The organism is Pseudomonas sp. B14(2022) (genome assembly GCF_012030485.1).
Taxonomy (GTDB): domain Bacteria; phylum Pseudomonadota; class Gammaproteobacteria; order Pseudomonadales; family Pseudomonadaceae; genus Aquipseudomonas.
The window spans coordinates 18,993-31,686 of sequence record NZ_JAAUVM010000004.1 but is presented as its reverse complement, the minus strand read 5'-3'; the positions used below and the strand labels follow the sequence as shown (position 1 = coordinate 31,686).

Annotated in this window: 12 protein-coding genes and 2 pseudogenes; 10 read left to right on the top strand and 4 right to left on the bottom strand. The window is 63.3% G+C overall.

Annotation, left to right across the window (positions count from 1 at the left end; genetic code table 11):
• The first annotated feature begins 9 nt into the window (after window positions 1–9).
• From HCF10_RS07935 to HCF10_RS07915, 5 genes and pseudogenes are all read left to right on the top strand, one after another.
• Window positions 10–762, top strand: a complete 753-nt coding sequence (locus HCF10_RS07935) for a maleate cis-trans isomerase family protein (RefSeq protein ID WP_131696503.1) — start codon at window positions 10–12, stop codon at window positions 760–762.
• Window positions 763–796: 34 nt separating this feature from the next.
• The gene (locus HCF10_RS07930; protein ID WP_131696504.1) at window positions 797–1,429 is read left to right on the top strand and encodes an N-carbamoylsarcosine amidohydrolase; all 633 of its coding nucleotides are present in this window, start codon (window positions 797–799) and stop codon (window positions 1,427–1,429) included.
• 144 nt (window positions 1,430–1,573) lie between these two features.
• Window positions 1,574–2,884: an MFS transporter gene (locus HCF10_RS07925; protein WP_131696505.1), complete on the top strand. Its 1,311-nt coding sequence runs from the start codon at window positions 1,574–1,576 to the stop codon at window positions 2,882–2,884.
• Window positions 2,885–2,963: 79 nt separating this feature from the next.
• Window positions 2,964–3,164, top strand: a pseudogene (locus tag HCF10_RS07920) (LysR substrate-binding domain-containing protein); the annotation flags it as partial.
• A gap of 78 nt (window positions 3,165–3,242) precedes the next feature.
• A complete protein-coding gene (locus tag HCF10_RS07915) occupies window positions 3,243–4,388 on the top strand; it encodes a MalY/PatB family protein (RefSeq protein WP_131696506.1) in 1,146 nt (381 codons plus the stop codon).
• A gap of 55 nt (window positions 4,389–4,443) precedes the next feature.
• Here the strand turns inward: HCF10_RS07915 and HCF10_RS07910 are convergent, their stop codons facing one another.
• Window positions 4,444–4,659 carry a TOBE domain-containing protein gene (locus HCF10_RS07910; RefSeq protein ID WP_003173733.1) on the bottom strand — a complete coding sequence of 72 codons (216 nt, stop codon included), beginning with the start codon at window positions 4,657–4,659 and terminating at the stop codon, window positions 4,444–4,446.
• 338 nt (window positions 4,660–4,997) lie between these two features.
• Here HCF10_RS07910 and HCF10_RS31955 point away from each other — a divergent pair.
• Window positions 4,998–5,147: pseudogene (locus tag HCF10_RS31955) on the top strand (ABC transporter ATP-binding protein); the annotation flags it as partial.
• Between the two features lie 175 nt (window positions 5,148–5,322).
• On the opposite strand, the gene HCF10_RS07900 reads toward HCF10_RS31955, so the two are convergent.
• The 3 genes from HCF10_RS07900 to HCF10_RS07890 form a co-directional block, all read right to left on the bottom strand.
• Window positions 5,323–6,240, bottom strand: coding sequence for a FecR domain-containing protein (locus HCF10_RS07900; protein WP_167655203.1), 918 nt, complete (start codon window positions 6,238–6,240; stop codon window positions 5,323–5,325).
• Entirely contained in the window at window positions 6,237–6,755 is a 519-nt protein-coding gene (locus tag HCF10_RS07895) for a sigma-70 family RNA polymerase sigma factor (protein WP_027607930.1), read from the bottom strand. The genes HCF10_RS07900 and HCF10_RS07895 overlap by 4 nt, the downstream gene beginning before the upstream one ends.
• Window positions 6,756–6,846: 91 nt before the next feature.
• Window positions 6,847–7,788, bottom strand: a complete 942-nt coding sequence (locus tag HCF10_RS07890; RefSeq protein ID WP_167655202.1) for a LysR family transcriptional regulator — start codon at window positions 7,786–7,788, stop codon at window positions 6,847–6,849.
• 115 nt (window positions 7,789–7,903) lie between these two features.
• Between HCF10_RS07890 and HCF10_RS07885 the strand changes: the two genes are divergently transcribed.
• Genes HCF10_RS07885 through aldA form a run of 4 tightly spaced genes read left to right on the top strand, consistent with a single transcriptional unit; the run spans window position 7,904 to window position 12,655 of the window.
• Window positions 7,904–9,199, top strand: coding sequence for an MFS transporter (locus tag HCF10_RS07885; protein WP_131696510.1), 1,296 nt, complete (start codon window positions 7,904–7,906; stop codon window positions 9,197–9,199).
• A 16-nt stretch (window positions 9,200–9,215) separates the two neighbouring features.
• The gene (gene rhmD / locus HCF10_RS07880) at window positions 9,216–10,400 is read left to right on the top strand and encodes an L-rhamnonate dehydratase (protein WP_092489219.1); all 1,185 of its coding nucleotides are present in this window, start codon (window positions 9,216–9,218) and stop codon (window positions 10,398–10,400) included.
• A 10-nt stretch (window positions 10,401–10,410) separates the two neighbouring features.
• Entirely contained in the window at window positions 10,411–11,211 is an 801-nt protein-coding gene (locus tag HCF10_RS07875) for an aldolase/citrate lyase family protein (protein ID WP_092489220.1), read from the top strand.
• A 10-nt stretch (window positions 11,212–11,221) separates the two neighbouring features.
• Window positions 11,222–12,655 carry an aldehyde dehydrogenase gene (aldA, locus tag HCF10_RS07870; protein WP_167655201.1) on the top strand — a complete coding sequence of 478 codons (1,434 nt, stop codon included), beginning with the start codon at window positions 11,222–11,224 and terminating at the stop codon, window positions 12,653–12,655.
• Window positions 12,656–12,694 lie beyond the last annotated feature (39 nt).

Genomic DNA, 12,694 nt, shown 5'->3' with positions numbered 1-12,694 from the left:
GACACTTCCATGCAGAAGCCCTACCGCATCGGCCAGATAGTGCCAAGCTCCAACACCACCATGGAGACCGAGATCCCCGCCATGCTCACCGCACGCCAGGCGATCCGCCCCGAGCGCTTTACCTTCCACTCCAGCCGCATGCGCATGAAGCAAGTGCGCAAGGAAGAACTGGCGGCCATGGACGGCGAATCCGACCGCTGCGCCGTCGAACTGTCCGACGCCAAGGTCGACGTGCTGGGGTATGCGTGCCTGGTGGCGATCATGGCCATGGGCTTGGGTTACCACCGCAAATCCGAACAACGCCTGCGCAAGGCCACCGCCGATAACGACGCCAACGCCCCGGTGATCACCAGCGCCGGTGCGCTGATCGAAGGCTTGCAGGTGATGGGCGCCAAGCGCATCGCGATTGTCGCGCCGTACATGAAACCGCTGACCGAGCTGGTGGTGAACTACATCCGCGAAGAAGGCTTCGAGGTGGTGGACTGGCGCGCGCTGGAGATCCCCGACAACCTCGAGGTGGCCCGCCACGACCCGGCCAACCTGCCGGCCATCGTTGCCGGCATGAACCTGGAAGGCGTCGACGTGATCGTGTTGTCGGCTTGCGTGCAGATGCAGTCGCTGCCGGTGGTGGCCAAGGTCGAGGCGCAAACCGGCAAGCCGGTGCTCACCGCCGCCATCGCCACCACCTACGCCATGCTCAAGGCTTTGGACCTGGAACCCATCGTTCCCGGTGCGGGCGCCCTGCTCTCCGGTGCGTACTGAAGTGAGCCCTGTTCGAAAATGAGGGATTGAAAAGATGAGCGAACAATCCGCCAACGCCAACTACCAGGGCGTGTGGGGCAACCGCATCGGCTTCGGCAAGAAAGCCGCGCTGCTGATGATCGACTTCATGCAGGGCTACACCACCGAAGGCGCGCCGTTATATGCACCCGAAGTGGTTGTCGCCGTGGCTGAAAGCATCGAACTGTTGGCTACCGCACGTCAGCACGGGATTGCGGTGGTGCACACCAATATCCGCTACCATCCCGGCCATTTCGCCGATGGCGGTATCTGGGTGAAAAAAGCTCCGGTGATGAAAGACATGGTCGAAGGCAACCCACTGGCGGCGTTCTGCGCCGAGGTACTGCCTCAAGCCGATGAAGTGGTGATCACCAAGCAGTACGCCAGCGCGTTTTTCGGCAGCAGCCTGGCTTCGATGCTGCATGCCCAGGGTATCGACACGGTGGTGCTGGCCGGCTGTTCCACCAGCGGCTGCATTCGGGCGACGGCGGTGGACGCAGTGCAGCATGGGTTTCGCACCATCGTCGTGCGTGAGTGCGTCGGTGATCGACACCCGGCACCCCATGAAGCCAACCTGTTCGACATCGACAGCAAGTACGGCGACGTGGTGAGCAAGCAGGAGGCCATGAGCAAGTTCAGGGAGCAATGAGGCCTTACCCCCAACCGCGCCACAGAGCACGGCACCTGCAGAACAATTCTGACACTGCCTTTGGAAGCCGCTTCGACAGCATTCCGAAGTGCTGAAACAAAAGCGGCTGTATAAAAACCATAAGTCACCGCCAGGAGACACCCGATGCCCATTGCGAATGCAGCGCCCGCGACCACAGTCGCCGATCCGGTCAACACGCTTTACCACAAGATCACCTGGAAGCTGATTCCCTTCCTGTGCTTCTGTTATCTGGCCGCTTACCTCGACCGGATCAACATCGGCTTCGCCAAACTGCAGATGCTCGACCAATTGCAGTTCAGCGAAACCGCGTTCGGCCTCGGCGCCGGGCTGTTCTTTGTCGGCTATATCCTCTTTGAAGTCCCCAGCAACCTGGTACTGGAGCGGGTCGGCGCGAAGATCTGGATCGCGCGCATCATGATCACCTGGGGCCTGTTGTCGGCCTGCACCATGCTGGTCACCTCCACGACCCAGTTCTACATCCTGCGCTTCCTGCTCGGCGCCGCCGAAGCCGGGTTCCTGCCTGGCGTGCTGTACTACCTGACCACCTGGTTTCCCACCCATCGGCGCGGGCGCATCATTGCGCTGTTCATGATCGGCCTGCCGCTGTCCAGCGTGATCGGCGGCCCGTTGTCTGGCTGGATCATGGGCCACTTCGACCACATCGGCGGCCTGCGCGGCTGGCAATGGCTGTTCCTGATCGAGGCGGTACCCAGCGTAGTGCTCGGCGCGCTGACGTTCTGGGCGCTGCCAAACACCTACCAGCAAGCCAAATGGTTGTCGGACGAAGAAAAAGCCTTGCTCGAAACCGAACTGCGCAAGGACGACACCGATGGCGCCGGCAGCAAGCACAGCTTCCGTGACGGATTCTTCAACCTCAAGGTGTGGATGCTCGGCGGCATCGACTTCTCGATCCTGCTCAGCGCCTACGCCATGGGCTTCTGGATGCCGACGTTCATCCGCAACGCCGGGGTCACCGACACCTTCCATATCGGCATCCTCACCGCCCTGCCGAGCGTCGCCGCCCTGCTGGGCATGCTGTTGATCGGCGCCAGCTCCGACAAACACCGCGAACGCCGCTGGCACATCATCGTGCCGTTTTTCATCGGCGCGGCGGCGATGGCCACCAGCACCTTCTTCACCCATAACGTCGCGGCTACCGTGGCGCTGTTCGCGATTGCTTCGGCGGCGATCATCGGCGCAGTGCCGGTGTTCTTCAGCCTGCCGGCGACCTTTCTCAAAGGCACCGCCGCCGCCACCGGTTTTGCCCTGGCGTGTTCGCTGGCGAATATCGCCGGCCTGGTGAGCAACTCGTTGATGGGGGTGGCGATCGACGTCACCGGCAGCAGCGCCGGCGCGCTGTGGTTCTTTGCCGGCTGCCTGATCCTCAGCAGCTTCCTGGTCATCGCGTTGCCGGCGAAACTGGTCAATCGCTGACCCCCCTGTACCGCACCCGCCTTGCGCGGGAGCGGTCATCCTCAGCCCGCCAGGGCAAAGCCGCGCTGCAGGTCTTCGCATTAAAGCGGCCACTCGCGCAGGCCTGGGGGTGACGCCGCGCAGCATGGAAATGCTCGGCCCGGATATGCGCGTGCTGGGCGAAACGGATGGGTTGCCGAGGTTGCCGGAGGTCACGTACTACCTGTGGATTCGGCCGAATACGGCAAACCCGATTGCGCGCAAGGCGTATGACTTGATTCGGGGCAACCAGGGCCTGTAAAGACGGGGCTGGCATCTGGATTTTATCCCGTTAGAATCATCGCCATTCCCGTCTGCCCTCCCTGACACGAGCCCCCTCATGAGCGTTGATTTCGACACGATCCACCCCCGCCTCGGCACTGGCAGTACCAAATGGAACCGTTACCCGGCCGATGTGTTGCCGATGTGGATCGCCGACATGGACATCGCCGCGCCGCCCGCCGTTCTCCAGGCCCTGCACGCTCGCGTCGACCAGCAGATTCTCGGCTACAGCGTGGCCGGCCCGGATGTACGCGAGGCCATCGTGGCCGACCTGTGGGCCAAGTACGCCTGGCGCGTACAGCCCGACGACCTGCTGTTCCTGCCCGGCGTTGAGCCTGGCTTCAATATGGCGCTGCACGCCTTTGTACAACCGGGCCAGCCGGTGGTGCTGCAAACCCCCAACTATCGCCCGATTCGCCTGGCGCCCGGCCACTGGAACCTGCCGCGCATCGAAGTACCGTTCCAATTGCGCGGCGCTGAATACATCACGCCAATGCCCGCCCTGCGCGAGGCCCTGACCGGCGCCGGCGCACTGCTGCTGAGCAACCCGCACAACCCCATCGGCAAGGTCTTCCCCCGTGAAGAACTGCTGGCCTTGGCCAATGCCTGCCTGGATAACGGCGCGCTGATCATCAGTGACGAAATCCACGCCGAGCTGTGCTTCGACGGCCGCCGCCACATCCCCACCGCCAGCCTCAGCCCTGAGATTGCCCAGCGCACCATCACGCTGATGTCGGCGAGCAAGGCCTACAACGTAGCCGGCTTGAAGACCTGCTTTGCGGTGATCCAGAACGCCGAGATTCGCGAGCGCTTCAACCAGGCCCGCTGCGGCATGGTCGACAGCGTCAGCCCCCTGGGCCTGGAAGCCACCCGCGCCGCCTACAGCCAGTGTGGTGAATGGCTCGACGCGCTGAAGCAGTACCTGCAAGCCAACCGCGATTACCTGTTCGAGGCCGTGCAAACCCGCTTGCCCGGCGTGGTGATGCATGCGCCGCAAGGCACATTCCTCGCCTGGCTGGACTGCAGCGCCCTGGGCCTGGATGACCCACAGCACTTCTTCCTGGAGCAGGCCAAGGTCGGGCTGAGTGCGGGGATCGAATTCGGTGACGACAGCCAGCAGTTCGTGCGCCTGAACTTCGGCTGCCCACGGGCCTTGCTGGAAGAGGGTCTGCAACGTATGGAGCGTGCGCTGCAGCAGCGCTAAGGCACCGTCGCAGGTTTTATCAATGTGGGAGCAGCGCTCCCACATCAGGTGGGCGTCACAGCTTGGCGATGGACACTTCGGTGGACTTCACAAAGGCAATCACTTCGCTGCCTACCTTCAATTCCAGGTCACGCACCGAGCGGGTGGTGATCACCGAAGTGACGATGCCGGATGCGGTTTGCACGTCAATTTCGGACACCACCTCCCCCAGCAGAATTTCCTTGATCACGCCCTTGAACTGGTTGCGCACGTTGATCGCTTTAATGGTCATGTCGGCTTTCCTTTTGGCTGTTGGGTCAATCCGCACGAATGCGCAGGCCCTCAAAGTGCGTTATCCGAGAGAACATTAAAAGGAATATATAACTATTTATTTATTCCATATAGAAATATACAAGCTGTTGCCCCATCAACAGCCGATCAACAATTTGCTCCCCCCCGGTAGCAGCTTTCGAGTCCCGGCAAGGCTGCGTCGGCCGCGACTCGATCCTGGGTCGGCAGTGCGCCTGACGCAGCCTCGACGGCGAAGTGGTGTTTGTGTTGCGGGAACCACGCCTGATGCCTGGGCTCACGGTGGAGCAGAACATCGGTATCAGCGATGACAACCCCTGAGACCGGGTGCTGGTGATGGACAACCAACCGAGCAGCATTCGCCAGGCACTGGGGGTCGACCTGCCGCACCCGAGAGACCGACGTGATCCGTTGCTGGCCCGGCTCATGGCGCTGGCCTTGACCGAGTTGCAGCGTGCCCACGTGATCTGAGGACTACTCGTAACCTGTGGCAAGCGGGCTTGCCCCGCGTTGGGCTGCGGAGCAGACCCAAAACCAGGCGCTGCGGTTTACCTGACAGAACACAGGAATCCTGATTGGGGCTGCTTCGCAGCCCAGCGCGGGGCAAGCCCGCTCACCACAACAAGCAGGCTTGCCACAAAGCGCATCAAGCCGCCTTGCGCAGGCTCACCCAATAACGGGTTCGAGATTGCACCTCCAACCCCAGGGTCGAGGCCAGCAGGCCGAGGATGCGGTCAGTGTCATCCAGGCGAAAACTGCCGGTCACCCGCAGCGTTTCCAGGCTGGGGTCCCAGCGTAATACGCCCGGACGATAGCGTTCCAGCTCGCGCAGAAAATCCCCCAGCAACTGGTTCTGTGCGGTCAACACGCCGTCGCGCCAACCCAGCTGCAGCACATCGAACGGCACCCAGGCGCCAAGTCCGCCGGCTTTCAGCGGTGCTTGCTGCCCCCCCTGCAATGTCGCCAGGTTTGCGCTCAAATCACGCACCTGCACCGCGCCCTTGAGCACCGACACCAGGCAGCCGGAAGGCAGTTGCCGCACGCACACCTCGGCCTGGCTGACGAGCAATTGGCCGTAGCGGGTTTGCACCGTCATCGCCGCCGCGCCCGGAACGTTCAGCGCCAGCTCACCGTCGACCAGGGTGATGCGCCGTTGTGCCAGGTCCACGTCTACGGCTGTAGCGGTATTCAGTTGCAGGCTGCCACCCTCGGCCAACGGCATGCGTTTGCGTTCGCCGGTGGCGGTGTGCACGTCGGCACGCCAGGCTTCGATAGGCAACTGGCGGCTGATCAACCATGCCGTCGGCAGCAGCGCCGCCACGCCCAAGGCACGCTTGAGCACGGCACGTCGCCCCGGTTGCGGGCGGTCGAGGCTGGCCATCGCGAGCGCCTGGGGCAAGTCGCTGAAACGCTGGCGCAAGGTCTGGGCTCTTTGCCAGGTCTGTTCATGCTGGGGATGGCTGTCGCGCCAATGCTGCAACGCGGCGTGATCGCGCTCGGTGGCCGCGCCGGATTCGAGCAGCGCCAGCCACTGGGCGGCGGCGCGCGCGACGTCGCGGCTCACAGCTCCACCAGCAGGCAATGCTCATAGGCCTGGGCCATGTAGCGCTTCACCGTACGTTCGGACACGTCAAGACGCTCGGCAATCTCGCGGTAACCCAGGCCCTCCAGCTGGCTCCATAGAAACGCACGGCGCACCAGCACGGGCAAGCCGTCGAGCAATTCATCCAGGGCTTGCAGGGTTTCCAGCACCAGCCAGCGCTGTTCGGGCGACGGTACACAGGTGTCGGGCAAGGTGGCCAGGGCATTGAGATACGCCTGTTCGAGGCTGCGGCGCTGATGAAAATTCACCAGCAGGCGCTTGCCCACCGTCACCAGGTACGCCCGGGGTTCCTGCATCTGCGCAATCGGCTGCGCACTGGCAAGCACCCGCAGGAACGTGTCCTGGCTCAGGTCGGCCGCATCCCAGGCATTGCCCAGTCGCCGCCGCAGCCAGCTTTCCAGCCAACTGCGATGGTCACGGTACAAGCTTGATAGCGTCAGTTCGGGGGCGTGCGTGGGGACAACAGCATCATTCATGGCAACAACCTGCACGGCGCGATTGAGTCTCAAATGAGATTCATTCTATTTAATATCGTGCCGGGACACCATGATCTTTTCAACCTCGCGTTTACAGCATCGCCGCCTTCTGCCGCAGCAGGTCAATAAACAAGCCCAATTCGCGGCTCACCCCCTCGCCCTTGCGCAACAAGATGCCAAACGGCGCCAGCCGCACATCCAGGGCCACCGGCAGCGCGACCACCAGGCCCATTTTCAGATAATCACGCAAGGCACTTTCCGACAGCACCATCACCGCGTCGGTCAGTTGGATCAACTGCTGCATGGAGTACACCGAGCTGCATTCGATGATGTCCGCCGGGCTTGGCAGCGCCAGGTCTTGCAGGGCCTGGTCGAAACCGATACGCGCCGGGCTGGTTTGCGGTTGCAGGATCCACGGCCAGTCGCGCACCAGCTCCGCCAGGGATAGCTGGCCGCGTCGGACCAATGGGTGGCCGGCGTGCACCACCACCAACAGACGCTCGTTGCCCAGGGGTTCGAAGCTGTAGTGCTCGCTGTCGGTGGCAGCGTTGCGCCGGGAGATGGCCAGGTCGATGCGCCCCTGCTCCAGCAGTTGGATCACCTGGTCGCTGGTGTCGCCCATGATGCGGATACGCAGTTGCGGGTTGAGCGCCTTGATCTGCGCAATGCAGTCCATCACCAGGTCCGGCGCGGCGCCCATGATGGTGCCGATGGACAAGTAGCCATACCCGCCCTGCTGGCGCGCCATCAGGTCTTCGGCGCAACGGTCGAGACCGCTCAGTGCCGATTCGGCAAAATTGATCAGTTGCTGGCCGAGTGCCGTAGGACGCATCCCCCGTGGCAGGCGCTCGAACAGGTCACAGCCGAACATGTCCTCGATCTCGCGCAGCATGCGCGTGGCCGCCGGTTGCGACATGTTAAGGGCCTGGGAGGCGCGGTGCAGGTTCTGGCTGGAACTCAGCGCCACCAGCATATGCAAGTGCTTGTAGCGCAGGCGGTTGAACAGGCTGGGGGAGATCGTGGGACTACGCATTTTTTCCTTATTATCGATACCCTGAGGTTATCGGTTGTAAGCGAGATTCGATTTGTAGCGCATTGCTCGGCCGCCGTACAGTCCGGTCCATAAGAACAAAACAACGGACCTCCTCATGAAAACCCTGCCCGCGCACCTGCTCGCCAAGATTTCCTGGCGGCTGCTGCCCTTCCTGCTGTTGATGTACATCATGGCGTTTCTCGACCGCGCCAACGTCGGGTTCGCCAAGCAAGCCTTCCAGGCCGACACCGGTTTGAGCGATGCCGCCTTTGCCTTTGGCGCTGGTGTGTTCTTCGTCGGCTACGCGCTGCTGGAAGTGCCGAGCAACCTGATCCTGCACCGTGTCGGCGCCCGCCTGTGGATGTGCCGGATCATGGTCAGTTGGGGCCTGATTTCGGCGGCGATGGTGTTCGCCCATGACGAAACCAGCTTCTACGTGCTGCGCTTCCTGCTGGGCGTGGCCGAAGCCGGGTTCTTCCCCGGCGTGATCCTCTACCTCACCTACTGGTTCCCCCAGGCCGTGCGCGGCAAGGCCATGGGCTTCTTTTACTTTGGCGCGCCCCTGGCCTTTATCTTCGGCAGCCCATTGTCCGGTTTGCTCTTGGAGATGGATGGCTTCGGTGGGATTCACGGCTGGCAGTGGCTGTTCGCCGTGGAAGGCTTGATGGCCAGCGCGGTAGGCATCTGGGCCTACTGGTACCTGGACAATCGCCCCGCCGACGCCAAGTGGCTGAGCGTGGACGAGCGCCAGCAAATCCAGAGCCTGCTCGACCTGGAAGACCAACACAAAACCTCCCATGGCCGCAGCCTGCTGACCGTGTTGTGCCAACCCTCGGTGCTGTACCTGTGCCTGGTGTACCTGCTGATCCAGGCCAGTGTGTATGGCGTGGTGTTTTACCTGCCCACCCAGGTGGGCGGCCTGCTCGGCACCAAGGTCGGCTTGATGGTCGGGCTGGTTTCGGCGATTCCCTGGGTCTGCGCACTGTTCGCTGCCTGGTGGATCCCCGGCTATTCCGACCGCACCGGCGAACGCCGCCGCACCGCCTGCCTGACGTTATTGATGGCGGCCGCCGGCATCGCCTGCTCGGTGACCTTCGCCAACCCACTGCTGGGCATGCTCGCGCTGTGCTTTGCCGCCTCGGGTTTTATCGCGGTGCAGCCGGTGTTCTGGACCTTCCCCTCCAGCTACCTGGCCGGCAGCGCCGCCGCAGCCGGCATTGCGTTGATCAATTCCTTCGGTGCCCTCGGCGGCTTTATCGCCCCAGTGATCAAGCACTGGGCCGAAGGCGCCTTCGATTCCCCGGCGGCCGGTTTGTACCTGCTGTCCGCCACCACGGTGCTCGCTGCATTGCTGGTACTGGGCATCCATTCACCCGGCCGCACCGCGTCGAACACGCCGGCCACTGTTTAATTCCAGGAGTCATACCATGGGTCATCTCACCATCAAACACGTGCGCGCCTTTGTCCTGCGAGGCGGCGGCGCCGATTACCACGACCAGGGCGACGGCCATTGGATTGACGACCATATCTGCACGCCCATGAGCAAATACCCGGAGTATCGCCAGAGCCGCCGCAGCTTCGGCATCAACGTGCTCGGCACCCTGGTGGTGGAAATCGAAGCCAGCGACGGCACCGTCGGTTTCGCGGTGACCACCGGCGGCGAACCGGCGGCGTATATCGTCGAAAAACACCTGGCACGCTTTATCGAAGGCGCACGTGTCACGGACCTCGAGAAGATCTGGGACCAGATGTACCAGTCAACCCTCTACTACGGTCGCAAGGGTTTGGTGATCAACACCATTTCCGGGGTGGACCTCGCGCTGTGGGACCTGCTCGGCAAGATCCGCCAGGAGCCGGTGCACCAGTTGCTCGGCGGCGCGGTGCGTGACGAGTTGCAGTTCTACGCCACCGGCGCGCGCCCGGACCTGGCGCAGAAGATGGGTTTTATCGGCGGCAAGATGCCCCTGCACCACGGGCCCAGCGAAGGCGAAGAAGGCCTGCGCAAAAACCTCGAAGCCCTGGCGACCATGCGCGAACGGGTCGGCCCGGAGTTCTGGTTGATGCTCGATTGCTGGATGAGCCTGGATGTGAACTACGCCACCAAACTGGCGATAGGCGCCCATGAACACGGGCTCAAGTGGATCGAGGAAGCGCTGTCTCCCGACGACTACTGGGGCTACGCCGCCCTGCGCAACAACGTGCCAAAAGGCATGTTGGTGACCACCGGCGAACATGAAGCCACGCGCTGGGGCTTCCGCATGCTCCTGGAGATGGGCTGCTGCGACATTATCCAGCCGGATGTCGGTTGGTGCGGCGGCCTCACCGAGCTGGTGAAAATCTCCGCCCTGGCCGATGCCCACAACGCAATGGTCGTGCCCCACGGCTCGTCGGTGTACAGCTACCACTTTGTTGCCACCCGCCATAACAGCCCGTTCGCCGAATTTCTGATGATGGCGCCCAAGGCCGATGAAGTGGTGCCGATGTTCCACCCGCAACTGCTCGGCGAGCCGGTCCCGGTGAATGGCCGCATGCGCTTGTCGGTGCTCGACAAGCCCGGTTTCGGCGTAGACCTGAACCCGGATTGCCAGTTGCACCGTCCGTACAATCGCTGAGGAAAACGCCATGAATATGCCCCGTAATGGTTTCAAGGCCGCCCTGGCCAAGGACGCCACCCAATATGGCATCTGGGCCGGTTTTGCCACCGGCTACGCCGCCGAGATCGTCGCCGGCCTCGGCTACGACTGGATGCTGATCGACGGCGAACACGCGCCCAATACCGTGCCCAGCGTGCTCAACCAATTGCAGACCGTGGCCCCGTACGCCACCGCACCGGTGGTGCGTGCGGTCAACAGTGACGCCAGCCTGATCAAGCAACTGCTCGACGTCGGCGCCCAGACCCTGATGATCCCCATGGTGGAAACCGCCGAACAGGCCCAGGCCCTGGTGCGTGCCATGCGCTATCCGCCCCATGGCATTCGCGGCGTCGGTGGCGGCCTGACTCGCGCCACCCGTTGGGATGGCGTGGCCAACTACCTCAATACCGCCCATGAAGAGCTGTGCCTGATCGTGCAAGTGGAGTCGCGCCTGGGCGTGGAAAACGTCGCGGCGATTGCTGCCGTGGAAGGCGTGGATGCAGTGTTTATCGGCCCCGCCGACCTGTCCATCGGCCTCGGCCACGCCGGCAACCCCGGCCACCCTGAAGTGCAGGAGCGCATCAAGCACGCGGTGGAGGCCACCCTCGCCGCCGGCAAGGCCAGCGGCATCCTGGCGCCCAACGAAGACGACGCACGCCGCTACCAGGCCTGGGGTTGCCGCTTTATCGCGGTGGCCATCGACATCAGCCTGCTGCGCCAGAGCGCCCTGGCCACCCTGGCCCGCTACCGCCCTGCGGCTGAAACGAACGCGCCATCGCGCACTTACTGAGGAGCTGCCCATGTCATCCGTTCCCGTGTACCAGAACTTTATCAACGGCCGCTTTACCCCAAGCCAGGCGCACATCGATGTGTTCAACCCGGCGACCGGGGTCTTGTTGTCCAAGGTCCCGGCGTCCACCGCCGACGACGTCGACCAGGCCCTCGCCGCGGCCCGCAGTGCGCAAAAAGACTGGGCGCGCAAACCCGCGATCGAACGCGCCGGGCATCTGCGCCGCATCGCCGCCAAGCTGCGGGAAAACGTCGCCCACCTGGCCCGCACCATTACCCTGGAGCAAGGCAAGGTCAGCGGCCTGGCCGAGGTCGAAGTGAACTTCACCGCCGACTACCTCGACTACATGGCCGAATGGGCGCGCCGCATCGAAGGCGAGATCATCACCAGCGACCGCCCCAACGAAAACATCTTCCTGTTCCGCAAACCGTTGGGCGTGGTGGCCGGGATCCTGCCGTGGAACTTCCCGTTCTTCCTGATCGCCCGCAAGCTGGCCCCGGCGCTGCTCACCGGCAACACCATCGTGATCAAGCCCAGCGAAGAAACCCCGAACAACTGCTTTGAATTCGCCAAACTGGTGGCCCAGACCGACTTGCCCGCCGGCGTGTTCAATGTGGTGTGCGGCGATGGTCAGGTCGGCGCTGCACTGACTGCCCACAAGGGCGTGGACATGATCAGCTTCACCGGCAGCGTCGCCACCGGTTCACGCATCATGGCCGCCGCCGCGCCGAATATCACCAAGCTCAACCTGGAGCTGGGCGGCAAGGCGCCGGCCATCGTGCTGGCAGATGCCGACCTGGACCTGGCGGTCAAAGCCATCCGCGATTCGCGCATCATCAACACCGGCCAGGTGTGCAACTGTGCCGAGCGCGTGTACGTGGAGCGCAAGGTTGCCGAGCCATTCATCGAGCGTATCAGCGCGGCCATGTCCGCGACCCGCTACGGCGATCCGCTGGCCATGGCCGATGCGGAAATGGGTCCGTTGATCAATCGCCAGGGCCTGGACAGCGTCAACCGCAAAGTGCGCACCGCCCTGAGCCAGGGCGCCACGTTGGTCAGTGGCGGGCAGATCGCCGACCTGGGTGCCGGCTTTCACTTCCAGCCGACGGTATTGGCCGGGTGCCGGGCCGATATGGAGATCATGCGCGAAGAGATCTTCGGCCCGGTGCTGCCGATCCAGATTGTCGACGACCTCGACGAAGCCATCGCCCTGGCCAATGACTGCGACTACGGCCTGACCTCGTCGATCTACACCCGCGACCTCGGCAAAGCCATGCACGCGGTGCGCGAGATCGACTTCGGCGAAACCTACGTCAACCGCGAAAACTTCGAAGCCATGCAAGGCTTCCATGCCGGCGTGCGCAAATCCGGGATCGGCGGCGCCGACGGCAAGCACGGCCTCTACGAGTACACCCATACCCATGTGGTGTACCTGCAGAGCTGAGGTGGTGAAACGGGTCGGTGCGCGTTAGCGTGCGGGCCT

What these genes read in the sequence shown, in the direction of transcription:
- HCF10_RS07935 (WP_131696503.1), top strand. Translation starts at nt 10, where the DNA reads ATGCAGAAGCCCTACCGCATCGGCCAGATAGTGCCAAGCTCCAACACC.
- HCF10_RS07930 (WP_131696504.1), top strand. Translation starts at nt 797, where the DNA reads ATGAGCGAACAATCCGCCAACGCCAACTACCAGGGCGTGTGGGGCAAC.
- HCF10_RS07925 (WP_131696505.1), top strand. Translation starts at nt 1,574, where the DNA reads ATGCCCATTGCGAATGCAGCGCCCGCGACCACAGTCGCCGATCCGGTC.
- HCF10_RS07915 (WP_131696506.1), top strand. Translation starts at nt 3,243, where the DNA reads ATGAGCGTTGATTTCGACACGATCCACCCCCGCCTCGGCACTGGCAGT.
- HCF10_RS07910 (WP_003173733.1), bottom strand. Translation starts at nt 4,659, where the DNA reads ATGACCATTAAAGCGATCAACGTGCGCAACCAGTTCAAGGGCGTGATC.
- HCF10_RS07895 (WP_027607930.1), bottom strand. Translation starts at nt 6,755, where the DNA reads ATGAATGATGCTGTTGTCCCCACGCACGCCCCCGAACTGACGCTATCA.
- HCF10_RS07890 (WP_167655202.1), bottom strand. Translation starts at nt 7,788, where the DNA reads ATGCGTAGTCCCACGATCTCCCCCAGCCTGTTCAACCGCCTGCGCTAC.
- HCF10_RS07885 (WP_131696510.1), top strand. Translation starts at nt 7,904, where the DNA reads ATGAAAACCCTGCCCGCGCACCTGCTCGCCAAGATTTCCTGGCGGCTG.
- rhmD (WP_092489219.1), top strand. Translation starts at nt 9,216, where the DNA reads ATGGGTCATCTCACCATCAAACACGTGCGCGCCTTTGTCCTGCGAGGC.
- HCF10_RS07875 (WP_092489220.1), top strand. Translation starts at nt 10,411, where the DNA reads ATGAATATGCCCCGTAATGGTTTCAAGGCCGCCCTGGCCAAGGACGCC.
- aldA (WP_167655201.1), top strand. Translation starts at nt 11,222, where the DNA reads ATGTCATCCGTTCCCGTGTACCAGAACTTTATCAACGGCCGCTTTACC.